Source organism: Mammaliicoccus stepanovicii (genome assembly GCF_002902525.1).
In the GTDB taxonomy this organism is placed as follows: Bacteria; Bacillota; Bacilli; order Staphylococcales; family Staphylococcaceae; genus Mammaliicoccus; species Mammaliicoccus stepanovicii.
The window spans coordinates 29,154-53,060 of the sequence record NZ_PPQZ01000118.1 but is presented as its reverse complement, the minus strand read 5'-3'; the positions used below and the strand labels follow the sequence as shown (position 1 = coordinate 53,060).

25 protein-coding genes and 1 riboswitch are annotated in these 23,907 nt (G+C 31.5%); of the genes, 7 read left to right on the top strand and 18 right to left on the bottom strand.

Features of this window, described 5'->3' with window-relative positions; genetic code table 11:
* Positions 1–25: 25 nt before the first annotated feature.
* Positions 26–469 (top strand): YtoQ family protein, encoded by a 444-nt coding sequence (locus CD111_RS11735; RefSeq protein ID WP_095089456.1) that lies wholly within the window; start codon positions 26–28, stop codon positions 467–469.
* Between the two features lie 46 nt (positions 470–515).
* On the opposite strand, the gene CD111_RS11730 is transcribed toward CD111_RS11735, so the two are convergent.
* Entirely contained in the window at positions 516–974 is a 459-nt protein-coding gene (locus tag CD111_RS11730) for a threonine/serine exporter family protein (protein WP_095089457.1), read from the bottom strand.
* Between the two features lie 13 nt (positions 975–987).
* Entirely contained in the window at positions 988–1,743 is a 756-nt protein-coding gene (locus CD111_RS11725) for a threonine/serine exporter family protein (protein ID WP_095089458.1), read from the bottom strand.
* A 225-nt stretch (positions 1,744–1,968) separates the two neighbouring features.
* On the opposite strand from CD111_RS11725, the gene CD111_RS11720 reads away from it, so the two are divergent.
* Positions 1,969–2,403, top strand: coding sequence for a MarR family winged helix-turn-helix transcriptional regulator (locus CD111_RS11720; protein WP_095089460.1), 435 nt, complete (start codon positions 1,969–1,971; stop codon positions 2,401–2,403).
* Positions 2,404–2,587: 184 nt separating this feature from the next.
* Here the strand turns inward: CD111_RS11720 and CD111_RS11715 are convergent, their stop codons facing one another.
* From CD111_RS11715 to CD111_RS11705, 3 genes are all read right to left on the bottom strand, one after another.
* The gene (locus tag CD111_RS11715) at positions 2,588–3,145 is read right to left on the bottom strand and encodes a DNA-3-methyladenine glycosylase I (protein ID WP_095089462.1); all 558 of its coding nucleotides are present in this window, start codon (positions 3,143–3,145) and stop codon (positions 2,588–2,590) included.
* A 20-nt stretch (positions 3,146–3,165) separates the two neighbouring features.
* The gene (locus CD111_RS11710; RefSeq protein WP_095089464.1) at positions 3,166–3,645 is read right to left on the bottom strand and encodes a DUF1648 domain-containing protein; all 480 of its coding nucleotides are present in this window, start codon (positions 3,643–3,645) and stop codon (positions 3,166–3,168) included.
* Between the two features lie 82 nt (positions 3,646–3,727).
* Complete coding sequence (locus CD111_RS11705) at positions 3,728–4,942, bottom strand: NupC/NupG family nucleoside CNT transporter (protein ID WP_095089466.1); 1,215 nt, start codon at positions 4,940–4,942, stop codon at positions 3,728–3,730.
* A 171-nt stretch (positions 4,943–5,113) separates the two neighbouring features.
* Here CD111_RS11705 and CD111_RS11700 point away from each other — a divergent pair, with 171 nt between their 5' ends.
* The gene (locus CD111_RS11700; RefSeq protein WP_095089468.1) at positions 5,114–6,160 is read left to right on the top strand and encodes an NAD(P)/FAD-dependent oxidoreductase; all 1,047 of its coding nucleotides are present in this window, start codon (positions 5,114–5,116) and stop codon (positions 6,158–6,160) included.
* 76 nt (positions 6,161–6,236) lie between these two features.
* Here the strand turns inward: CD111_RS11700 and CD111_RS11695 are convergent, their stop codons facing one another.
* Both CD111_RS11695 and glpT read right to left on the bottom strand, forming a co-directional pair.
* A complete protein-coding gene (locus CD111_RS11695) occupies positions 6,237–7,139 on the bottom strand; it encodes a helix-turn-helix domain-containing protein (protein ID WP_095089470.1) in 903 nt (300 codons plus the stop codon).
* 152 nt (positions 7,140–7,291) lie between these two features.
* The gene (glpT, locus tag CD111_RS11690) at positions 7,292–8,650 is read right to left on the bottom strand and encodes a glycerol-3-phosphate transporter (RefSeq protein ID WP_095089472.1); all 1,359 of its coding nucleotides are present in this window, start codon (positions 8,648–8,650) and stop codon (positions 7,292–7,294) included.
* A 251-nt stretch (positions 8,651–8,901) separates the two neighbouring features.
* Here glpT and CD111_RS11685 point away from each other — a divergent pair, with 251 nt between their 5' ends.
* A complete protein-coding gene (locus CD111_RS11685) occupies positions 8,902–9,549 on the top strand; it encodes a FusB/FusC family EF-G-binding protein (RefSeq protein WP_095089474.1) in 648 nt (215 codons plus the stop codon).
* A 339-nt stretch (positions 9,550–9,888) separates the two neighbouring features.
* Here CD111_RS11685 and CD111_RS11680 read toward each other — a convergent pair whose 3' ends face one another.
* The 8 genes from CD111_RS11680 to CD111_RS11645 form a co-directional block, all read right to left on the bottom strand.
* The gene (locus CD111_RS11680) at positions 9,889–10,491 is read right to left on the bottom strand and encodes a response regulator transcription factor (protein WP_095089476.1); all 603 of its coding nucleotides are present in this window, start codon (positions 10,489–10,491) and stop codon (positions 9,889–9,891) included.
* Entirely contained in the window at positions 10,488–11,594 is a 1,107-nt protein-coding gene (locus CD111_RS11675) for a sensor histidine kinase (protein WP_095089478.1), read from the bottom strand. Before CD111_RS11675 ends, CD111_RS11680 begins: the two co-directional genes overlap by 4 nt.
* Entirely contained in the window at positions 11,594–12,325 is a 732-nt protein-coding gene (locus tag CD111_RS11670) for an ABC transporter permease (RefSeq protein ID WP_095089480.1), read from the bottom strand. Before CD111_RS11670 ends, CD111_RS11675 begins: the two co-directional genes overlap by 1 nt.
* Positions 12,326–12,331: 6 nt before the next feature.
* Positions 12,332–13,192 carry an ABC transporter ATP-binding protein gene (locus CD111_RS11665; protein WP_095089482.1) on the bottom strand — a complete coding sequence of 287 codons (861 nt, stop codon included), beginning with the start codon at positions 13,190–13,192 and terminating at the stop codon, positions 12,332–12,334.
* Between the two features lie 160 nt (positions 13,193–13,352).
* A complete protein-coding gene (locus CD111_RS11660; protein ID WP_095089484.1) occupies positions 13,353–15,059 on the bottom strand; it encodes an FTR1 family iron permease in 1,707 nt (568 codons plus the stop codon).
* Positions 15,034–16,272, bottom strand: a complete 1,239-nt coding sequence (gene efeB / locus CD111_RS11655) for an iron uptake transporter deferrochelatase/peroxidase subunit (protein ID WP_095089485.1) — start codon at positions 16,270–16,272, stop codon at positions 15,034–15,036. The genes CD111_RS11660 and efeB overlap by 26 nt, the downstream gene beginning before the upstream one ends.
* A gap of 6 nt (positions 16,273–16,278) precedes the next feature.
* Positions 16,279–17,121 carry an iron uptake system protein EfeO gene (gene efeO / locus CD111_RS11650; RefSeq protein WP_095089487.1) on the bottom strand — a complete coding sequence of 281 codons (843 nt, stop codon included), beginning with the start codon at positions 17,119–17,121 and terminating at the stop codon, positions 16,279–16,281.
* Positions 17,122–17,357: 236 nt separating this feature from the next.
* Complete coding sequence (locus CD111_RS11645) at positions 17,358–17,945, bottom strand: PepSY domain-containing protein (protein WP_095089489.1); 588 nt, start codon at positions 17,943–17,945, stop codon at positions 17,358–17,360.
* A gap of 127 nt (positions 17,946–18,072) precedes the next feature.
* Positions 18,073–18,172: riboswitch (SAM riboswitch) on the top strand.
* 71 nt (positions 18,173–18,243) lie between these two features.
* On the opposite strand from CD111_RS11645, the gene CD111_RS11640 reads away from it, so the two are divergent.
* Positions 18,244–18,447, top strand: a complete 204-nt coding sequence (locus tag CD111_RS11640) for a hypothetical protein (protein WP_095089491.1) — start codon at positions 18,244–18,246, stop codon at positions 18,445–18,447.
* Between the two features lie 422 nt (positions 18,448–18,869).
* Here CD111_RS11640 and adcA read toward each other — a convergent pair whose 3' ends face one another.
* Complete coding sequence (adcA, locus tag CD111_RS11635) at positions 18,870–20,408, bottom strand: zinc ABC transporter substrate-binding lipoprotein AdcA (RefSeq protein WP_095089493.1); 1,539 nt, start codon at positions 20,406–20,408, stop codon at positions 18,870–18,872.
* A 176-nt stretch (positions 20,409–20,584) separates the two neighbouring features.
* Between adcA and CD111_RS11630 the strand changes: the two genes are divergently transcribed.
* Positions 20,585–21,526, top strand: a complete 942-nt coding sequence (locus CD111_RS11630) for a nucleoside hydrolase (protein WP_095089495.1) — start codon at positions 20,585–20,587, stop codon at positions 21,524–21,526.
* 109 nt (positions 21,527–21,635) lie between these two features.
* Here the strand turns inward: CD111_RS11630 and CD111_RS11625 are convergent, their stop codons facing one another.
* Positions 21,636–22,205: a TetR/AcrR family transcriptional regulator gene (locus CD111_RS11625; protein WP_095089498.1), complete on the bottom strand. Its 570-nt coding sequence runs from the start codon at positions 22,203–22,205 to the stop codon at positions 21,636–21,638.
* Positions 22,206–22,772 (bottom strand): TetR/AcrR family transcriptional regulator, encoded by a 567-nt coding sequence (locus CD111_RS11620; RefSeq protein ID WP_095089500.1) that lies wholly within the window; start codon positions 22,770–22,772, stop codon positions 22,206–22,208.
* 167 nt (positions 22,773–22,939) lie between these two features.
* Here CD111_RS11620 and pgaC point away from each other — a divergent pair.
* Positions 22,940–23,907: poly-beta-1,6-N-acetyl-D-glucosamine synthase (pgaC, locus tag CD111_RS11615; protein WP_240610513.1), on the top strand; the 968-nt coding region annotated here is incomplete at its 3' end.

The window sequence follows — 23,907 nt, the reverse complement described above, 5'->3', positions numbered from 1 at the left end:
TAATAAATAAAGGAGGTCATATTCCATGACTCAATTAACCGTTTATTTAGCTGGCCAAATTCATGATAATTGGCGAGATGATATTTCACACAAAGTAGCTCAACTTAACTTACCAATCACATTCGTTGGACCCCAAACAAATCATGATCGTTCTGATGACATTGGTGAAGCTATTTTAGGTGAACAACCCAATTCATACTATAGAGACAACGCTGCTTCAAATATTAATAATTTGCGTACGCAAGTGTTAATGAATAAAGCAGATGTGGTCATTGCATTATTTGGAGAAAAATATAAACAATGGAACACTGCAATGGATGCTTCAGCTGCAGTTACAATGAATAAGCCTTTAATTATTGTACGACCTAAAGACTTAATCCATCCACTTAAAGAGCTTTCTAACAAAGCTAACGTTACAGTAGAAACTGTAGACCAAGCGGTTGAAATATTGAAATATATTTACGAATAAAATCAAAAAGACAAACTCGCATTTATATAATAAACGGGTTTGTCTTTTAATTTTTCTTTAGTTTTAAATGCTTTTGATATTTAAAGTATATTTTTGATAATAAATCTGAAATAAGTAATCCTAATGCTATCGAACTTGATATTAATGCAACTTTTATCATAGTAATCAACGCTTCATGATAATCATTGAGAACTAAATTTTTAATTGCTTCATATGCTGTTCCTCCTGGCACAAGTGGGATAATACCCGGAACAATAAATAAGATAACTGGTGACAAATATCTCCTACTCATCATATGGCTCATAATACCAACGAAAAATCCACCTATAAATGACGACTGTATGTCTGATGTATCTAAACCGAGTCCTAATTTAAACATAATCCAACCTATCCCCCCTACTAAACCAGCAGGCAAGAGCAAGTGCTTTGGTGAGCTAAATAATAACGCGAATAATAATGACGCGCCAAAACTAAATATAAAATTCAAGAATAAAGTTAAAATCATTGCTCACCTCTCATTAAAATATAATTAATACTATCGCCACACCCGTTCCAATTGCAAGAGCTGTACATGTCGCTTCTAGTCCTTTTGAAATACCTACTAATAGTTGTCCTAAGAACAAATCCTGTATCGCATTTGTAATTAATACACCTGGAACAATTGGCATGACTGCGGATATAACTACAATATTAAGTGTGTCACCACCTGTTACCATTTGACCAAATATCGCAATCAAGGCAATTAAACATGCCCCTACTATTTCTGCGATAAACTTTACTTTCGTCCAAATATGAAGTAATTCCACAACACCATATCCAACAGCTCCCGCAATCAAAGTCGCTAATATATCTTCCTTAACACCGTTAAATAAATATAAGAAAAACACAGATATAAAACCAGCTGCAACTGTCTTTAAAGCAAGTGAGTATGGCATTTTAGAATCATTTATATAATTAAGCTGTTTCAATGCTTCATTAGGCGTTATTTCATCTTTAACTAACATTCTAGAAACCGTATTAGCATTATGTATGTTTCCAAGATTAGTATCTCTCTTACTCACTCTATAGACTCTAATGTTATCATCTATATCTAAAGCGAAGTTTATGATTGTAGAACTAACATAACATTGATTATTTGGATAACCAAGATGCTTAGCTATTCTATACATTGTATCTTCAACTCTAAATGCATCTGATCCTGCTTCTAATAGAACACGTCCTGCTTTCATAACAATTTCTTGAACGAGTTCTTTCGTCAACTCTTGTTGTTCCATACAACCACACCTCACTTTTTTTATGTTTCTTTAAGAATATCAAAAAAACGACTAAGATATAACTTCTTTTCAATAATAATTTAAATTGTATCTTATTAAAATTGAAAGTTATGACAATCTGAGTTGAACACTATAATCTTTTCAATTTTATGAACATTTCTGTTTCGTCTTGACTTTGACGTCAATTCAATATAGGCTTAATTTTGACGTGAGGAGGATGATAAAATGGGTTTACCACCTATTGATAAACAACTTGGATTTTTATTATATGTAGCGTCAAAAGAGTTAATCAAAAAATATACGCCATTATTAAAAAAATACAAAATCACTTATACTGGTTATATCGTTCTTGTAGCTATAGATAAAAATGAAGTTATCAATATTAAAACTTTAGGAGATAGATTATATCTAGATTCCGGTACATTAACGCCACTTCTAAAAAAACTAGAAGAAAAAGGCTATATAAACCGCGAAAGAGCTATTAATGATGAACGAAATTTACGCGTATCTTTAACAAAAGAAGGCATCGAAGTACAAGAACAATTAACAGAAGAAGTCGCAAATGGATTACAAAAACTAGATATAGATACTGAAGTATACAGTCATTTAAGAGATAACTTAGATTTATTTATTAATGACACATTAAGTAAAGATATCTAACAATAAAAGAACAGGACTTGAGACATGATTCGTATCAGTCCTAACTAAATCAAAAACGAGAAAATCACGCTGAAACGTGATTTTCTCGTTTTTTGGGTTGTAAACTTCTTATACTTGTAGAGTTAAAGATTTTACAATAATTAAGTTACGATATTAATGTTAAGCGACTACTTGTCACAAATTTTTACCTATTTCTTGTGTGATAAGGACACGTTATAATATGATCGTCTATTATGCCGATACTTTGTAAGAATGAATAAATAATTTTGGGACCTACAAACTTTAGACCTAACTTCTTAAAGTCTTTACTTACTTTTATAGATAAGTCTGTTTCTGCTGGCATCTCATTTTCACTTTTCCATTCATTAATAATCGGTTCGTCCTCTACATACGCCCATATAAAATTAGAAAAACTACCATATTCATCTTGTATTTGCTTTACAATTAACGCATTATTTCTAACTGACTTTAACTTTCCAATATGTTTAATGACTTTATAATTTTCTTTAATTGATTCAATCTCTTCGTCTGTCAATGTGGCACATTTTTCAATATCAAACCCATGAAAAGCTTCCTGGTATGCTGCTCTCTTCTGAATAACAGTTTCCCATGACAATCCTGCTTGTGCACCTTCTAATGAAAGCATCTCAAATATGTAACGATCATCTTTACTTATTCTACACCATTCATTTTGATGATATAACTTCATCAAATCACTACTTGGCCAACTACATTCTTTCATTATGGTTCACTCTTTTCAATTTATATTTTTTCTTGATCAAGCTTATAATTATTAAACAAATAAATCACGACTGTGATACAAATGATACCTAAAATGATAAACGGTTCCCAGAAGCCTAATACGAAAGGCATCCCCTTTGCAGTATATAAATCTTTAACAATTAAGAACGTAAAAATTGCCATCATCTCAAATTTCATGACATCTAACAAAATTTTGGCTAAATCTATTTGCGCCCTATTCGGTTTACCATTCATACTCGGTACATGTATAAATCGTTCTAGCTTTTTACTACGATTTATAATATGTAATACAATCCAAACAACTATTGCCATTGCGGGTAAAGCAAAAACAAATACTTTCGTCCCCCAAGAATCAGGTTCTCCAGACAAATTATAATGACTTGGAATTTTGTTTGGTAAACTATCGTAGTTCACGATAATCAATATGATCGAAATGAGCCATAGTATAATACCTAATATATCGAGTATTCGCCTCATCATGATGATACCCCCCTTATAGAAAAAAGAGACTAGGACATAATGAATGAGTCCCACTCCCTTTTTTCATTTTACTAAATTCATATTACCAAGCAAATAATCCAACAAATGCTGCAGTTAGTAATGAAACTAAGATACCCGATAATAACATCATCGGAACATATTTAGATACAAAATTAGACACATCATCTTTGACTATACCTTTTAATGTACCAATAATCATACCGACAGTAGAGAAGTTAGCAAACGATACTAAGAATGTACTGATTACCGCTGCTCTATGCGTAGAATATCCACTTATTTCTTTACTAATTGTACTCATTACAACGAATTCGTTCGTTACAATTTTAAGTGCCATTTGTTGTGCAACTACCCATGCTTCTCCAACAGGCAATCCGAGTAGTAGCGCAAATGGGAACATAAAGATACCCAGTATATACTCTAATCGAATTTCAGGTAAATATGGAATTGGATCCATAATACCTAATAACTTGTTGATTAAATCTGCTAATGCAACGAATGCAATAACAAATGCGATGATGATTAATACAAGTTTTCCTGCATTAATAACAGAATCGCCTAAGAATGAGAAGAAAGGTTGTCTTTCTCCAGTTTCGATTTCTGCAACTTCATCATCTGCAGGATCTAAATCAAATGGGTTTAAGATTGTTGTTACAATAATCGCGTTAATAATGTTTAATGGAATAGCCATTAATACATACTCTCCCGGAATCATCGTGACATATGCACCAACAATTGCCCCTGAAACTGAACTCATAGACATCATAGCTACAGTTAAAACTCTCACTTTATTCATTGAAGTTAACTGTTTAGATGATACTGCTAAAGCTTCAGTATTTCCTAAAAACATCATTTCAATTGAGAAGAATGATTCGAATTTAGGTTGTCTTGTTACTTTTGAAATAACCCATCCCAATGCTGATATGAATTTCGGCAAGATACCTACATACATTAAGATATCAAATACAGGTACTACTAGTAATATAGGAAGTAACGCTGAAACTGCCATATCCATTTTTCCCGGTCCTGGTGCTGTAAAGCTACCAAATGCAAATCCAATACCAGAGAATGCAGATTCGATTAACCAACTAACACCATCTGCTGCTCCTTTAATGAACTTAGCTCCAATAGGAAACTGTGTAAAGAACCATGCTAACACTAAGTTAATAGCAATTAGAATGATTACAGATTTCCAGTCGATATTCTTTTTATCCCTACTAAAAAGAAAAGCGACCCCAATGAATATCAACAGACCAATAATATTGATGATTAAAAACATTGTCTATTATCCACCTTTGTTTATTATTAAAATCAACATCATTATACCATGTGGATGGGAAGTATGTTACTAAATTTTTTAAAATAAATCCCACAAAATCATTGATATTGATTCTCATTCGCATATGTAGGATAATATATTTATATATAGAAATAGGAGGCATCTTGATCAATGAATAAAACCGACGTTACAATTATTGGTGGAGGTCCAGCAGGTTTATTCGCAAGTTTCTATTCCGGGTTACGCGGTATGAGCGTTAGAATCTTAGATTTCCAGAATAAACTTGGCGGCAAAATGCAAATTTACCCTGAAAAAGTAATTTGGGACATTGGTGCTATTGCGCCAAAACCATGTTATGAAGTCATTCAAGATTTAATTCAACAAGGATTGCATTTTAATCCAGAAGTATGTTTAGAAGAAAAAGTAATCGATATTAAAAAGGTTCAAGAAAAACACTTTATAATATATACAGAACAAGGCAGTGAGTATCATACTAAATCAATCATTATCGCTATCGGAAGTGGCATTATCAAACCACTTACTTTGGATATTGAAGGTGCTGAAAGATATGAACTAACTAATCTAAACTACGTTGTACAATCCATCAAGAAATTTGAAAATAAACATGTATTGATTTCAGGTGCAGGTAATTCAGCATTGGATTGGGCATGCGATCTATCTGATTATGCAAAAAGCATTACGATTTGCTACCGTAAAGAAGACATCTCTGGTCATGAACATATGAAGCAGCGATTAAACGATTTAAATATAACGAAGAAGCCAAGCATGGCTATTAAACAATTGAATAGTCATATAGATAAACCTGTTATTTCCGAAGTAGTTCTTGAGCATGTGGACACTAAAGAACAAGAAACATTGCAAGTTGATGAAGTCATCATAAGTCACGGATTCGATCAAGACTCAGAGCTTCTACACAATGCTCAAACTAAAGTGAATTTAGTAAGTGACTATTATATTGAAGGACTTGGTAACACACAAACTTCTGTACCTGGTATATTCGGTGCTGGAGATATTCTAAAACATGAAGCCAAAGCCCATCTCATAGCGTCTTGCTTCAATGATGCAGCAAATGCAGCAAACTTAGCTAAACGTTATATCGATCCTAATGCTCAAGATGGTGGTCTAGTTTCTAGTCATAATGAGCTGTTTAAAGAAAGAAATAAAGAAGTCATCAAGAACTATGTTTCTAAAGGATAACAATTGGCTTCAAATTGCTTAACGATTATGTCTAGCAATTTGGGCCATTAATTTGTATTTAATCCTTTATTTCGTCTTATACACATTCTGCTTTTAAATATTTTTCTTCAAAACTTCTCAACTGTGTTCTCATCTCATCCCTACTTAAATTTCTTTCATAATCCACTTCATTGTAAAAATTTTGCTTAGCAAATCGTTTACTTTCTATTTGAAACATATCTCTATATTTTTTAGGTGTCACGCCATAATATAACTTAAAGCATGTTATGTATGATGAATCGTTATTAAAACCATGTTTTTCTGAGATGTCGATAATTTTTTCATGTGTATGAATTAAATCATAAATGCTGTTTAATAACCTAATACCTGTTAAATAATCTTTAAAATTCATGCCCATTTGCTCTTTAAACATTTTTGAGAAGTATGAATCGGAGAGGTGATATTTCTTGGTGAAAGTATTCATCGTAATGCGTTCGTTGTAGTGATAATAAATGTAGTTTCTAATTTCTTCTATCATTGGATGTATTTGCTGGTGTTGATAAATATTTTGGTTCGGATCAATTTCGATAAATTCATCAAAACTTTCTAATATATAAATCATTTTCTTCATTATATTTATGTTTTTATCTACTTTTTTATTCAAGTAGATAAAACACATTTGTGCTAATGCGTCTCTTAATGGCATGACATCTGACTGACCTTTCAGTCTAAATTCACTTGATAATAATCCTGGCATCATATTATCAATTAACGATTCATAAAAATGAATTTGTACGACTACATTCCCTTCTGATACATCTAATTTGTAGCATTCATTATGTTTAAGTATAAATAGTTCGCCTTCATTATAATCATAACTATTTTCCCTTATAGTTACCATGGCATGCCCCTTTAATACAATAAAAAATGATATCCCGTTATGAATTCGGTATTTTGTTGCCGAATATCTTAAGTATTTAATCTCATATATATTTCTCATAATTAAAAACTCCCAATACATTTAATTAAATATTTTGAATAAACTGTAAACTATAGAACATATTATAATTGCATTTTCAAATTAGGTAAATATTCAAAATAAAAAAAGTCTAGATAAATTCTAGACTTTTTTGTTTAATTTTAACAAATATTTTATTTTAACACTTCTTGTCCACGCTTATTCCAAGTGAATATAAAGCTTAACATAGCTAAAACACTAACAATTGTAAGTAATAAAAATCCTGAATCCCATCCAAGAGAATCAACGACCATACCCATAATAATATTTGCCATAACAGCTCCACCTAAATAACCGAATAATCCTGTTAGTCCAGCAGCTGTACCTGCTGCTTTTTTAGGTACATAATCTAATGCTTGTAAACCAATTAACATAACTGGTCCATAAATTAAGAACCCAATCGCTATCAATGCCATATTATCAATTAAAGGATTACCTGGTGGGTTTAACCAGTAGATGATAACTGCAATGGTTACACCGAGCATGAAGATAAATCCTGCTGGCCCCCTTCTACCTTTGAATACTTTGTCAGAAATATAACCACAAAGTAACGTTCCTGGTATACCTGCCCATTCGTATAAGAAGTATGCCCATCCAGATTCATTAAGGTTAAATCCCTTTTCTTCATTTAAATACGTTGGCGCCCAATCTAACACACCATATCTTACGAAATATACAAAGATATTCGCTATCGCAATCATCCAAACCCACTTATTATTTAAAACATATTTAAACAATATTTCTTTAGTTGTTAATTCAACTTCTAACGTCTCTTTATTTTTTGAAGGATAATCTTGTCTATAATCTTCAATCGGTGGTAACCCCATAGATTGAGGTGTATCTCTAACAAGCATATAAGAGATGAGCGCAATAATCAGTGCAATAATTGCTGGATAAATAAATGCCCCTTCAAATCCTTTTAAATATCCAAACGATAACGTACCTGTAATCGAAATACCGACCAATGCTATTGGTGCCATAAGCCCACCACCAACATTATGTGCAACATTCCAAATCGCAGTCTTTCCACCACGTTCACTCACACTATACCAATGCACAAGTACACGTCCTGAAGGTGGCCATCCCATCCCTTGGAACCAACCATTTAAGAATAACATCACAAACATAATGGCTACACTAGACGTAAGCACGGGAATAAAGCCCATTAATAAGTTAACTATAGCTGTTAACACAAGTCCTAATGTAATAAACACCCTAGCATTACTTCTATCACTAACTGTTCCCATAATAAATTTACTAAATCCATAGGCTATAGAAATCGCAGAAAGTGCAAACCCCAATTCAGTCTTACTGAACCCCTCATCAATAAGCGCTGGCATAGCAAGTGAAAAGTTCTTTCTTAATAAATAATAACCCGCATACCCTAAAAATATACCAATGAACACTTGAAGTCGTAGCTTCTTATATGTATCGTCAACTTGTTCTTTAGGTAATGGCTCAATATGTTTTGCCGGCTTCAAGAAATTTGCCATAATGAAAACCTCCTTTAGTTATTAATATTTTGTAAAGAATGTTAATTTTTTGTAAATCTATACATAACATCATCTTAAATTTTCAGAATAATAAAGTCAATGTGTATTACAAACAATTTACATTGAAAAAATCGATATAAAGGTCTATACTATTCACTACTAAGGAGGGATCTCAAGATGCAAACTAATGTATCGCGTTCTCTACAATTATTCATACCCACAGATCAAATTAATTAAAGAAGGGATTTTTTATGAATAATTTTATTCAACCATATCAATTTGTAAGTATTAAAGAACAAGCAGAGAAATTAGTAAACGTATATAAATCAGTTAATGATCCAAAGACCATCGAAACATTTCAAGCTATGACGGATGACCATATAGCACAACTATTTAATGAAAAACATTCAGAAGTAACTGACTTTGTTAATATCATCATGAACAAGAAAATTTCAAGAGCGCAAGTAGATAAGCTATTAATCGGCTTAAAAGCGTATGTCATACCTTTTGAACAACCATCAAGTAAGCAACTTGAAAAAGTCTTTAAAAAAACAAAAAAATTAAAACAACCAGATTGGGAAAATATAGACCTAAAAGAATCTTCATATATAGGATGGAATGATTCTGGGAAACAGAAGAAATATATTGTATTGTATGATGAAAACGAAAAATTAACGGGCGTGGTTGGCGATTTGTCACCTGCTATCAAACCAGGCATTTGCAGTATATGTCAGAAAGAATCTAATGTATCTATGTTCTTATCAACAACTAAATCTAAAGGCGATGGCACTTATACTAAAAACGGTAATTATATATGCCACGACAGTATTCGTTGTAACCAACAACTTGTTCAATTAGATGCATTGTATGACTTTATACACACAGTTAAAATGACGTGATTTATATTATACGAGTTTTGGACAAATAGGTACTGAACCTCTTACAATAAAAACTTAATAAGCTATTATGTTCTAGGCTACTCATTTCCTGAATTTCATAGGAAATAAGTAGCCTAGTTTTTGTTGAATTCTAATTTTATTATAGGTTTGAATTTAATTTCTGCCAAAATCATGTATTAACTACTCAGTTATTCCATGACTTTGCCCATTTCGTGGATTAACTGCCGAGTTATTCCATAACTTTGCCTATTTCGTGGATTAACTTCCGAGTTATTCCATGACTTCGCCTATTTCGTGGATTAACTCGATAGTTATTCCATGATTTTGTCCATATGGATATTATATCCATCCTTTTTCTTTCGCAATTCTCCATGCTTCAAATCTATTGTCCGCTTCTAATTTTTCTATAATGGTCGACGTATAATTTCGTATAGTACCATCAGATAAAAAAAGTTCCTTCGATATATCTTTACTCGATAATCCTTTACCTATTTCTTTTAATACTAACTGTTCTTTAATGCTTAGTGGATTTTTATCTTTAAACATGGAGGTCATCAACGATTCACTATATTCCTTTTCGCCATTCATTACGTTCTTAATCGTCCTAACAAGTTCTTCTATTGATCTTTCTTTAAGCACATACGCATCTACATCATTCGCTACAGCATTTTCAAAGTAACCGGGTCTTTTGAAGGTTGTCACAATAACTACTTTTGTATTGTATTTTTGCTGTTTAATTTCTTTCAGCACTTCTAAACCAGTTTTACGAGGCATTTCTACATCTAATACAGCAACATTTGGTTGTAGTTTATGAACTAAATCAATTGCTTCATCTCCATTAGATACATCACCTATTATTTCTATTTCACCATTTAATTCCATAAGTTGGACCATTGCATTTCTTAACATTTCTTGGTCTTCTGCTATAACAACTGATATCATAATGAGTCGTCTCCTTTTGGTAAACTGATAGTTATTTTCAAGCCTTGTTCTCTATTACACACATCAAAGTTGCCATTTAGGATTTTTGTACGCTCTTTTATACTTTTAAAATCAGTATCTCTAATCTTATTAATACCGATACCGTCATCTTGGATTATCATGTTCAAACTATTTTGTTCTTCAACAATTTCACAGAAAACTTTTGTAGCATATGCATGTTTAATCACATTATTAACAGCTTCACGTAAAATCATAGATAAAGTGGATTGTTTAGTTGTACTTAATTCACTTGCACGACCTTCATATTTAAACTCAAAGGAAAGATTAGCATTCTTAAGTAATTCATCTATTGTTTTCACTTCCTCATCAAAGGACTGTACGCCTAAATCATCCACAATTGTACGAACTTTAGCCAGTGCTTCTTTAGATAATGCATTTACTGACATTATTTCAGATCGAGCTTTATCAATATCTTTGTCTATTAATTTAGATGCTAGTTCAGATTTAATACTTAAACTTGCAAATACTTGGCCTAACGTATCATGCAAATCTCTTCCAATACGATGTCTTTCTTGTTCAGCAATGAGTATATTAATATGGGCATTTTTATTTCTAATTTCTTCTTGCAATGCTTCAGATTCGATAGCCTTAAAATTCCCGAACATAACCAGTAATATAACAATCCCTAATGGAATGAGTACTATTAAATACTCTTGATTCATAAAGCTTATTATGATTGCATTCATGGTGAACGCTATAATATACATGTAGACTTCAAATGAATTTAACTTCACGCGAAATACGTATGGCAATATATATGCACCATAAAAGAAAAATAATAAGTGTGAAGGATTAAAATGACTAACAAAGTATAATATTCCAACTAAATGAATGAAGAACAATACACGTCTAAGCAGCAATTTATCGTCCATTCTCGTATAAATCATCATCAAATAGCTAATAGCAAATAGAGTGGTAACCAAAATACCACTCCATAAAGACCCTTTATAACCTAATATTGTCAAACTAAGTATTGGGAAAATTAAATATATTAAATTTGATGACCCAATCGGATTTGCTTTTACTTTGTCTAATATATTCATTAAACCACTTCCGTCTTCTTTCGAATGAATAAAGCTAAACTTATAAATAGTATACAATAAATAAATAAAATCAGTAGTGATTCAAAGTGTATACCGCCATTCGTTGTAAATGATAAAGATAACTCTCTTAAATTATACGTCGGAGTAAAATATGAAACTTGCTTCAACCAATTAGGAAATTGATCTGTTGGAAACCATAGACCTCCAATAACTGCGAGTCCTAAATATAATATATTTGCAATTGCACTTGCTTTTTGGATATCTTTCAACTGTGAAATAAGTACGCCCAATGACAAAAACATACTTGATCCTAGCCATAATAAGAAACCTGAGCCAATCCATTCACCAATTGACATTTCAACGCCTTTGTACAATCCACCAGTTAAAAATAATGCTATTATCGCTAAACAAAACATACACATTAATTTCATTATTTTACCCATATAATAATAAACGGGTGATAACGGTGTTTTAAATAAATTTTTTGCCCATCCACTTTTTTTGTCTTCTATCATTTCAAGAGGAAAAGTCATGATACAAAAACTACTCAAACTAAAAGTCGCCATGCTAAACATATATTCTTTATAAAATTTTGTTTCATATTCTTTAGGTAAGTCGAGCATTGCCGTAAAAATCAAATAAAACACAAGTGGTAACAGGATTGAAAGTATTAAATATGATTTCTTTCGTGAAACTAATAACAATTCTGATTTAAAGTATGACCATAGCATATATCATCAAATCCTTTCCTCATCATTTGAAAATATTGTATCCATTAAAGATTCTTTTGTTATTTCAACTTCATTAAAATCAATTTGCAGCGCTAGAAACTTCTGAATTACTGGATTCACATCACTTGTTATGATTTTTATTACATCTTTCATTTCTTCGATTTCTACATTTTCAATTTGGTTGAGAATGTTTTTATATGTTACAGGTATTTGTATATTTGTTTTATTTTCATTATGTCGAATTGCTCTTGGTGTACTATCTATCATAAGTTTTCCTTTGTTTAATACGACAACACGATCTGCCATTCGCTCCACTTCTTCAATATAATGAGAAGTGTAAAATATCGTCTTACCCTCACTTTTCATCTTTTCTATTACTTTCCAAAAATGTTTTCTCATTTCCGTATCCATCGCACTGGTAGGTTCATCTAAAATTACAAAATCAGGATTACCAACAATCGCTAAAGCAAAATCAAGTATTCTACGTTCACCACCAGATAATTTAGTAGCAAATTGTTCCATCTTCCGATCATTAAATCGTGTGATTTCTTTGAAATACTCTATCGATATTGTATTTGTATAAAAAGATTTATAGAGCATAAATAATTCTTTCACTTTCATTACATCAGGGAAGGCAGACAATTGAAATAATATTCCCATTCGCTTCTTATCTAATTGATTCATGTTGCTTTCAATCGTTCCACTATTAGGATGTCTATCCCCGATAATCATGTCGATCAAAGTAGATTTCCCTGCACCATTAGGTCCAATCAACGCTGTACATTCGCCTTCCTTAATTTGAAAAGAAACATCATCTACAACCTTGTCATTATTATAGGTTTTCGTTACATGTTGAATATTTATCAATACATTCACCTTCCTTAATAAGTTACTTTAATTGTATGTTGCATCTTCACTAGATATAAGTACAAACTGTCATATTTTCTATATGACATATGTCATAAAAAAAGGACAGAAATCTATCTATACAATAGTTTTCTGTCCTACTCCTATTCGGAAAGTAGCATTATTTATTTTTACTTATCTTATTTACACCATAGTATACGATTACTATCAGAACCAAAACCATTTGAGGTATGAATGTTTCATAAGTCGGATAAAATCCTATTAAATCTATAAATGGTAAATGATTAATCGCGTGTTGTGGTACAACATTTAATATTTGTAATGTATGGATACTTACACCGAGTATTTTGAATGCTAATATAAATATTAAAATAGACATCAGCAAGAACAATCGATTTATCGGTATCCATTTAGTTATTTGATTAAAGAAAGCTGCAATGACTATTAAGATTGCAAGTGCTATACCTATCCCTAGTATTAAAGAGAATGTTGAAATCTTCCCTACTATTCCTAAGTAGAAAATAATGGTCTCTGCACCTTCTCTAAATACGGATAGGAATGCAACCAAACCAAAAGTCACAATGCTCCCAGTAGACATTGCTTTTTCCATATTTTTATTTATGAATTTTTGCCAAGATTGTAAACTTGATTTAGAGTGCAACCACATACCTACTATAATCATAAGCATAACTGATGCAATACCTACAATTCCTTCTGTTAATTCTCTCGTGGAACCTAAATTTTCAAAAATTGCTTTAAATACAAATGCTAATGTAATGCTAAGTACGATACCAAAACTACTTCCTGCTAATATCCAGTTTGTTGCTTTTTTCTGAGATGATTTCTTAGTCACAGTAATAAGCGCCATAATGATAAGTAATGCTTCTACACCTTCGCGTAACAATATCAGTGCAGCATCCCAATATGTATAGCTCGTCTTATTTGTTGTTTCTTTAATTTCGTGGTTAATTGTGATTAAGTTCGACTTAATGTCATTTTTATTTTTATCGTTTAATTGGCCCGCATATTGAGGGATTTTTTGTTCTATTTTAGTGTAAAGTTGTGCGTTTTTAGTGCTAATATCACTTTCAACATTTGGCCAAGCTATAATAAATTGTTGTAGTTCTTGCTTTACTTCAGCTAATTCTTGATTATCAATATTGTTAATTGCTCGATCTAGATGCTCATTTAATACGCTCACATCATGGCTTGTTGTTTTGGCATCTGACTTTTTGCCTGCATGATAGTCGTCTAATTCTGATTTAAGTTGATTAACTTGCATTTGAACACTTGATGCATCTACTTTGTCTTTTGTAAGTTCTATTCTTGTAAACATTAATGCTGTTTCAATTTGGCCATATCGACCTATATCTTCTTCTCTTACTATTTTTTCATTGCTTGTCCATGTCGCGTTTAATTTGTTATTTATTTCTCTTGCTTTTTCAAAATTTTCACTAGATATTGCTTTGGTTATATCTTTAATAAGCGGTGACATTTGATTTTGTAATTTATCTCTTTTTTCTTGTTTATTTACAGGGTTAAGCACTTTTTCATATGCAATTAAATCTGTTGTTAATTGATTTAAAGATTTAGTTTTAGCAGTTGATGATTGATGTTGTTCAACTGATTTAATGTCTTTATCTATTTTGTTAACAAGTTTATGGTCTTTTTTATTTACTTTTTTCCAGTTATCTTTGATGTGATTAAGGTGCTTTTCGAAGCTTTTGTTATCCTTATCTTGTATTGCTGATTTAGCATCTGTCACACTAATATAAATATCACTTAAACTTGTCTCTGCTTTTATTGTAAGTGGTGCTACCATGCTGAATAACATTACAATACTAAATACGATTAAATAGCGTTTCACCTAAATATTCTCCTTCTTGGACACCTGGTAAACATAAGAAAATACCTGAACCACGATGTGTTATATATTCATTTAATTTATCAGCTGCACCCATTTTATTTTGAATCTTAATGAATTGTTCTGGAGACTTTTGAAATGATAAGAATAATAATCCTGCATCAAAAGCGCCGGTATTTGGATTAATACCATCTGAATATGAAAATGAACGTCTCAAAATATTCGTTTTTGATTGTTTTGCTAAACTGACATGCGATTCTTTTTCAATTAATCGCTCTCCATTTTTATCTTTAATGTCTGGGTCAAATTCATCGTATTCCTTCTCTTTACCTATTGGTGCTCCAGAGTGACGATATCTACCAAAAGTAGCCTCTTGTTCTTCAAGCGCCGTACGGTCCCATGTTTCTAACAGCATTTGTATTCTTCTAGCTACAATATATGTACCATTTTTAGCCCATCCATCTTGAATGAACACGAATTTATCTAGTTCAGATTGCTTATTAATAGATGGGTTTCCTGTACCATCTTTAAATGAAAATAAATTTCTTGGTGTTTCAATATTTCCTTCAGTGTCTTTGAACGAGTTGAATCCAGACTGACTCCACTTCATAGAAACTTCGCCTTTAGCTACTCTAATTAAGTTCCTTATAGCATGAAAATTAACTTGTGGATCGTCTGAACATGCTTGAATACATATATCTCCGCCTGTATAAGCTTTATCTAACTGGTCTTTTGGAAAATGAGGTAAGTCTTCTAATAATTCTGGTTTATGTTTAGTTAAACCAACTTTTTCAAAAAATGATGGACTAATACCGAAAGTCAATGTTAATCGGTTGGCATCTAACCCTATCGTTTCTCCTGTATCAGGACTTGGAAGCAATTTATTCTTCCCTAATTCTTGAACAGGCTCACCATTCATTAAATGAACACTATAATTAGTCCATGTCTTAAACATTTCTTTTACTTCTGAAACAGACATTTTATTAATGGATAACACAACAAAATAAATATGTTTTTGGACTTGAGTCGTAATTCCCGATTGATATTTACCATAAAAATTAACTTTATTTTTTACATTTTTCTTATCTTTAGCGAAATACTGCGACGCCAAGAAGGTTCCACCGACACCGGTAGAACCTAATATCAGTCCCGCACCTCCAACACCTGCAAGTTTAAGAAAATCTCTTCTTGCGATGTGATTACTTTCGTTCGACATGCTATATCACTCCGTAATTATTGCCATTTGGCTTAATGATTCCCCTAATTTATCAACTGCTTCTGATAATACTTTAGTTTCTTTCTTAGATAGTTCTGTATAATCTACGTATCCGCCATCTTTTGTTTCATACTTTGCTAATAATTTATTAACGTTATCAAATCTTTCTTGTGTTGTTTCAGCAAGTTTTTTATCTTTGCTTGCTACTTTTTCTTTTAATATTTCAAAAATTTTCTCTGCACCTTCAATATTTGCTTTGAAGTCGTATAAGTCTGTATGAGAATAGATTTCTTCTTCACCAGTAATTTTCGAACTAGAAACTTCATTTAATAAATCAATCGATCCTTGTAACATCAATTTAGGTGTTACTTCTACAGTATCAACTTTTGCTCTTAATTCTTTTGTGTCTTTTAGTAGTTGATCTGCTACAGGTCCCATATCAGTTGTTGAATTATCTTCCCATAAAGACTTTTCAATTTTATGGTAACCTGACCACTCATCTTCTTTATTTTCTTCCTTCATATCGGCTAAACGTGCATCAATTTTAGGATCTAATTCACCAAAACTTTCAGCTACTGGTTCTGACCTTTCGTAGTACATACGTACTTTAGGATAAATTTCTTTTGCTTTTTCTACATCTCCAGATTTAACTGCACTTACGAACGATTCAGTTCCTGTTAAAAATTGATCTAGTTGTTCAGTTGTATATTTTTTATATGCATTAGTTTCTTTAGTTAAATCAACTTTAGCTGTTTCTTTCTTATTGTTTGTTTCTTGTTTATCTTCATTCTTCCCACATGCTGTTAATATTAAAGTACTTGCTAATATTGCAGTTGCTACCTTATTCAAATTCTGCACTTCCCGTCTAATTGATTATCATTATCATCTATTAATTTATGCTTTTTTCCACAAATAGTCAATATTAATTTTGAAAATTTAAATAAAAACTCCTCTGTGTAAGTCTTATTTCAAATTTTTTATATTAAAATATTTAAATAGTGCAAATGATAATGATAATCAAACGTGTTATAACATAAAAAAACCTAGGACCAATAATTTATGTCCTAGGTACTTTTCAATAATATTTAGTCTTGTTCTTGTTCTAAAATGTTTTTATTTTTCGCATCAATCTTAAATTCAGTTGATGGTTTATTACCATCTTTAAGTTCTACTGAATAAACAAGTGATCCATTTTCTTCACTTAATGACCATTCTTTCAAGTCACCTTTAGCTTCTTTTTGTGCTGATTTTAATACTTCTTCAAATTTTGCAACATCACTTAATTTAAATGATTTATCATTGTCATCTGAATCTTGTGTTTCATTTTCTACATTAATCACTTTTTTAGTATTCGCGTCAATTAAGACTTTATTTTCTTTCTTACCATCTAATAATTCTACTTTATAACTCCATTTACCTGTTTCTTTTTCAAATGATAAATCTTTCAAGTCACCTTTTGAATCTTTTTGTGCAGCTTTCACTGCGTCTTCAGGAGATACTTTCACGTCATCCCACTTAATCGTATTTTGAGTTGCTTTATTTGAAGATGTCTCTTTTGTTTGTTCAGTTTTATTTTTAGCATCTTTCGTGTCTTTATCTTCAGCATCGTCATTTCCACATGCTGCTAATACAATTCCTGATGCTAATAATAATGAAGTCCATTTTAATTTCATTGTTATTTTCCTCCTCTTAATATTTACTTCATATATTACCAATTTTGATAATTTTAAACATTTAGTTTTAATTTTCGACGAATCTCAAAAAGTTTGTTATGATAAACAGACAATAAAATAGCTCGTAATCTTATTAAGAGTAGGTGGAGGGAATTGGCCCAAAGAAACCTCAGCAACAGGCAACCGTACTGTGCTAAATCCAACAAGCATGACTTGGAAGATAAGAAGTTCTCTAAACAGCTCTTCTTACTATAAGATGAGCTGTTTTATTGTAACTACAAAATCAGGAGGCAATATTATGAGAACACGAGAAGATATTTTAGCTGAACTAGCAGAATTAAAGGCGAATCCACCACGAAGTTATTCAGGATCTATGTACAAAACAGCAAAGAAACATGCCCTACTCAATGAATTAGCAAATATTGAATCGGACTACAACACACTATCTGATTCCAATCAATTTGAACATCTCAAAATCAATATAACCATCACAACCAAATAACATATGACAATGGTGGCCTGCATTTTCAATTTGCGGGCCACTTATTCATTTATCTAGACCGTATTTCCCATTTGCGGACCACATAATTCGTTATCTGGACCGTATTTCCAATTTGCGGACCACATATTCATTTATCTGGACCGTATATCCAATTTGCGGATCACATATTCATTTATCTGGACCGAATAATCCGTTTGCGGACCACATAATTCGTTATCTGGACCGTATTTCCCATTTGCGGACCACATATTCATTTATCTGGACCGAATAATCCGTTTGCGGGCCACATATTCATTTATCTGGTCCGCAAATCAATTTACCTACTTCTTATTTATTTAAAAGAACCAAATTCAGTCGGCCGCTTCGCTCACTACACCCAAAATATCTTTATACACAAAAAAATCCTGCAAAGCAGGATTTTTTTAATGTGCTAACATTTCTTCTTTCACTTCTTCTTTAGATAATTTTGATGGATAATATGTTGGCCAATTATCTAATTCTTTTAATACTTTATCTTTGTCTTCGCCCGTAAATATGTGGAAGTGTGCTGATTTTTTAGGATAGATATTATGGTCGCTAAACTGTACATATTTAGGTAGATTTTTATTAGATTCACCGACTAACTTGAAACTATATCTTACACCTCGGTTACCTTTTTCGTATTTCAGAATATCATGTCCATCATACTTATACGTTCCTGTTGTTGTCTTGCCGTTTTTAATGAATGAAATTTGGTCATCTTTGATATTAATCTTCTCTATATCTGTTTTATAGCCTTTTTCGTAGTAAGATTTGGTTTCTTTAGCTGACATATCTCCATCTTCTGCTTTATGTTCAAATACTTCATCTAAAGTTCCATCTTTTAACAGTGGATATACAAATTGCCAATCTCCTTCATAGTCTGATAGTGTTCTATCTTTAACTTGGCTATTTTTAAAATACCCACTCTCGATAGCTTTGTCATGTACTTCTTTCTTGTCATCATCTGTTTTGATCTTATCGTCCAAAGCTTTTGTTATATTATTGATGTTCTTATGCATCAATGACTGATATGTTAAATTTTCCTCATTCATTTGATCTTTTGTAAGTGATTCCATATTGTAAAATGTTAATGGCTTTGCATCTGTTTCTTTACGTATCGTATCAGTCACTTTACTAGAAATATTGTTTTCGTATAATACATATTTTGCGTTAGTGTTTTTTATTTCTTTCACAATATTCGTTAATTCTTTTTGAGATGGATCTTCAGCATTTAAACTTTGAACGCCCTTTTGTACAAAGCCATATCTATTGGCTAAATATCCTAATGATTCATGCGATATAAAGACTGTATCATTTTTATGTCCTTTTGTTGCTTCTTTCATTTCATTGTCTAAATCTTTAAGTGATTGATTTAATTTTTTAAAATTACTTTCATAATATGATTTGTTTTTAGGATCTTTTTGAATTAATTCATCTTTAATACCTTTAATCATTTCTTGATTGATTTGTGGGTCTAACCAAATATGTGGGTCATACCCACCGTGATGATGATGTTCATGCTCTTCACCATGATCGTGGTCGTGTTCTTCCCCATGTTCATGCTGATCAGTTAATAATTCTGATTGATCGATGCTGTTTTGTAATGATAATTTCTTATCATCTTTCTTAATAGTAGTCGCAATCTTCTTCGCAACTGGGTCTAAATCATCCCCTGTATAAACAAATAAATCTGCCTTACTTGCATTTAAGATATCCTTTTGAGTTGGTTCATAACTATGTAAGTCTGTACCAGGAGGATATATTGATTCCACTTCAACATGCTTACCCCCAATTTGCTCAATAAAAGATTTCACCGGATAAACTGTTGTTTTGATTTTAATTTTATCAGAATCACTGTTACGACTATTATCTTGATTACAAGCTGCAAGTACAATCGTACAGATAAATACAATAGAAATTAACGATGCCCATTTTTTCATATAAAAACTCCTTATCAAATAGTAATGATTACGATTTAAAATTATATATGTATTTGCCTAAAATTTCAATATAAATTTTAGAAAGTATTAATTTATTTATATGTGGCGTTTATTTTGTTGAGATGAAACCGCTTTAGTATAATGGAGAACATATACTTTAATAAGGAGTGTTATAAATGGATACATACAAAAATATCATCATGGACTGCGATCCTGGACATGATGACGCAGTCGCATTAATTTTAGCAGGTGCCAAGATAAGTCCGTTAAATATCTTGGCTGTTACAACGGTTGCGGGAAACCAATCTGTAGATAAAAATACAATCAATGCTTTAAATGTTTTGGATATTATGAATCGTGGAGATATTCCAGTTTCAACTGGTGCGACTAGGCCATTAATCAAGGAGGCTTCTTTTGCTGAAAGTATACATGGAGAAAGTGGTCTAGATGGTCCCACATTACCTAAAGTTCCCACATTAAAAGCCAGTTCTAAACATGGTGTCTCAGTAATCATTGATGAAGTCCAACAAAGTACACAACCTGTAACATTAGTTGCTACTGGTCCATTAACAAATATTGCAATGGCACTGATTCAAGAACCCAGTATTGTAAATAATATTAAGGAAATCGTTATTATGGGGGGCGGTACATTCGGCAATTGGACACCAACAGCTGAATTTAATATTTGGGTGGATGCAGAAGCAGCAAGAAGAGTCTTTGAAAGTGGTATTCCTATAATCGTCTTTGGACTTGATGTCACACATCAATTGCTCGCAGATGATCAAGTGATTCATCGTTTCAGTCAAATTAATAACAAAGTATCCAATCTAGTCGTCGATTTATTAAAATTTTTCAAATCTACATACAAAGAACAATTTGATATGGACGGTGGCCCTATTCATGATGCTTGTACAATTCTATATTTATTAAAACCAGAAATATTCAATCTTCAACATACACATATTCAAATAGAAGATAGTAGCCCATTAACTTACGGGACGATGTCTGTTGATTTACTCAATACGTATCATAAAGAACCAAACGCACACTTCGCAACAAGTGTGAATACTGAATTAGCCTGGAACCTTATAGAAGACACTTTGAAAAGTTATAACTAAATAAATACAAAAAAACAAACCTAAGGATCATCATGATTTTCTTAGGTTTGTTTCATAAAATATAAAAACATAACGCTTAATATAATATTAAACTATCTACAAAAACGAACTATTTAAATATTCTTCGACATAATTTATCAACAGATTTGTTAATAGAACTATCCATCTCCCCAAATGATAAACTTTCAATATAGCATCTTTTAGTTATCCAACCACAAATAAATAACTTGATTGTTTCAAATAGTTCATCCCATTCTTCACGACAATCAGGTATCTCATTTTCAAAAATTTTATAAAATGATTCATCTATTATTTTTTCGAATTGAAAAAAATATAATTTAACATGTTCAGCAATTTTTTCAGTTGCTGGAAAAAAACAAGCCTGGTAATTAAATTTTATGTATTTAATGTTATCTAACAGTATATGTTTTAAAAAAATTTTCAAATCTTCTTGGGTGTGGTCACTATTATTTAACGCTTCTGCATAACTTAATCGCCTTTGAAATGCTATATCAATACATTTAATAAACAAAATTTCCTTACTAATAAAATGATTATATAGAGATGGCTTCTTAATACCAACAGTATTAGCAATACTTGACAATGAAGCTCCTAAATAACCCTTCTTAGAAAACTCACATATGCTTATTTCTATAATTTCACTTTTAGTATCCTTCACTTAAATCTCCATAACCTGGTTCAACAACATTTCAGCATGATGATTGAACTCATTTTTTACTATATTTTGTGTTGATTTAGATTGTATGAATGCCCTTCTATAAAGCCAACCATTGATAAACATTCTTATTGTTAAAATGAAACTTTCTTGTTCCATTTCAAGTTTAATAATTTCATGTACTTCAATTAATTTATGTTTAAAACTATTGCTCAACTCATTGTTGTAAAATTCTATATCTTGTGTAAATTTTGATGGCGCAAAAGATAATTGAACATAAAACTTAACGAGCGTATCGGATTCAAATAAATATTCATGAAAAAACCTCAAAAATTCTTCTCTCATATTTGAAGAATATGGATTAATATTTTCAATGATATCCATTCCTTCTTTTATACATTGCTTTAAACATAGTTCATAAAGTTCATCTTTACTATTAATGTAATTATATAAACTCGCTTTTTTTATACTCAAACTTTCAGCAATATTATTTAAAGAAGTTCCATGGTAGCCTTTTTCTGAGAAAGCCTGCATACTTATTTGGATTAGTCTTTCAGACGTGTCTTTCACCTAATTTCCTCCTTTATCTCATAAGCCTAACTATACAGTAAAAATATCCAAAAATCACGCTAAAAACAAGCGTTTAGATGTAACAAAATACAATATACCATTGTCTTTTTTTGAAGAAGTGTTATAATATAAACACTAACTACCGGTCGGTAGTCAAAGGAGGACATATGCAATATTTATTATATTTTTTAATTATCTATCCAATTATGATGTCCATATTTTGGATTATTGGTACTCTGATTTATTATATTTTGATAGAAAGAAAGTTGAAATTTCAACAAATTAATTACCATCCCACAGAAGGAATTTCCTTTATTATTGCTTGCTACAATGAAGCTGAAACAATAGCGGACACAATTAGAAATTTGAATGGACTATCATTTCCAATTAAAGAAATCATCGCTGTAAATGATGGTAGTTCAGATAACACTAAAGAAGAGTTGATGAGATTGCAAGATGAATTTGATTTTAAATTTATTAATCTTGATGTCAACAGAGGTAAAGCCAATGCTTTAAACATCGCAGCTCAGACAGCTCAATATCCTTATCTCATGTGCGTCGATGCAGATACAATCATTGACGACAAAGCGCCCTATTACATGATAGAAAGCTTACTTCAAGATCCTCAACTAGGTGCAGTCACTGGAAATCCACGTATAAGAAACAAATCAACTCTTTTAGGAAAAATTCAAACAATTGAGTACGCAAGCTTAATCGGAAGTATTAAGCGAGCACAAACTATTAATGGTTATATCAATACTATTTCAGGTGTGTTCACGTTATTTAATAAAAAAGCTCTAGAGGCAAATAATTATTGGGATACCGACATGATAACTGAAGACATTGCTGTATCTTGGAAGTTCCACTTATCTGGCTACAAAATCAAATACGAGCCAAGAGCATTATGTTGGATGCTAGTACCAGAAACATTTAAAGGGCTTTGGCAACAACGTATTCGATGGTCTCAAGGTGGACATGAAGTTATTTTGAGAGATCTCAACAAGATGTTCAAAGTACGAAATGTCTCATTATGGTTTTTATTTGTTGAACAAGTATTATCGATTATTTGGGTTTACTGCATTATTATTTTACTCGCTTATACTTTATTGAATCTTAATATTTTAGATTTTTATTT

Coding starts and splice junctions, on each gene's coding strand:
- CD111_RS11735 (WP_095089456.1), top strand. CDS start 26: ATGACTCAATTAACCGTTTATTTAGCTGGCCAAATTCATGATAATTGG.
- CD111_RS11730 (WP_095089457.1), bottom strand. CDS start 974: ATGATTTTAACTTTATTCTTGAATTTTATATTTAGTTTTGGCGCGTCA.
- CD111_RS11725 (WP_095089458.1), bottom strand. CDS start 1,743: ATGGAACAACAAGAGTTGACGAAAGAACTCGTTCAAGAAATTGTTATG.
- CD111_RS11720 (WP_095089460.1), top strand. CDS start 1,969: ATGGGTTTACCACCTATTGATAAACAACTTGGATTTTTATTATATGTA.
- CD111_RS11715 (WP_095089462.1), bottom strand. CDS start 3,145: ATGAAAGAATGTAGTTGGCCAAGTAGTGATTTGATGAAGTTATATCAT.
- CD111_RS11710 (WP_095089464.1), bottom strand. CDS start 3,645: ATGATGAGGCGAATACTCGATATATTAGGTATTATACTATGGCTCATT.
- CD111_RS11705 (WP_095089466.1), bottom strand. CDS start 4,942: ATGTTTTTAATCATCAATATTATTGGTCTGTTGATATTCATTGGGGTC.
- CD111_RS11700 (WP_095089468.1), top strand. CDS start 5,114: ATGAATAAAACCGACGTTACAATTATTGGTGGAGGTCCAGCAGGTTTA.
- CD111_RS11695 (WP_095089470.1), bottom strand. CDS start 7,139: ATGAGAAATATATATGAGATTAAATACTTAAGATATTCGGCAACAAAA.
- glpT (WP_095089472.1), bottom strand. CDS start 8,650: ATGGCAAATTTCTTGAAGCCGGCAAAACATATTGAGCCATTACCTAAA.
- CD111_RS11685 (WP_095089474.1), top strand. CDS start 8,902: ATGAATAATTTTATTCAACCATATCAATTTGTAAGTATTAAAGAACAA.
- CD111_RS11680 (WP_095089476.1), bottom strand. CDS start 10,491: ATGATATCAGTTGTTATAGCAGAAGACCAAGAAATGTTAAGAAATGCA.
- CD111_RS11675 (WP_095089478.1), bottom strand. CDS start 11,594: ATGAATATATTAGACAAAGTAAAAGCAAATCCGATTGGGTCATCAAAT.
- CD111_RS11670 (WP_095089480.1), bottom strand. CDS start 12,325: ATGCTATGGTCATACTTTAAATCAGAATTGTTATTAGTTTCACGAAAG.
- efeB (WP_095089485.1), bottom strand. CDS start 16,272: ATGTCGAACGAAAGTAATCACATCGCAAGAAGAGATTTTCTTAAACTT.
- CD111_RS11645 (WP_095089489.1), bottom strand. CDS start 17,945: ATGAAATTAAAATGGACTTCATTATTATTAGCATCAGGAATTGTATTA.
- CD111_RS11640 (WP_095089491.1), top strand. CDS start 18,244: ATGAGAACACGAGAAGATATTTTAGCTGAACTAGCAGAATTAAAGGCG.
- adcA (WP_095089493.1), bottom strand. CDS start 20,408: ATGAAAAAATGGGCATCGTTAATTTCTATTGTATTTATCTGTACGATT.
- CD111_RS11630 (WP_095089495.1), top strand. CDS start 20,585: ATGGATACATACAAAAATATCATCATGGACTGCGATCCTGGACATGAT.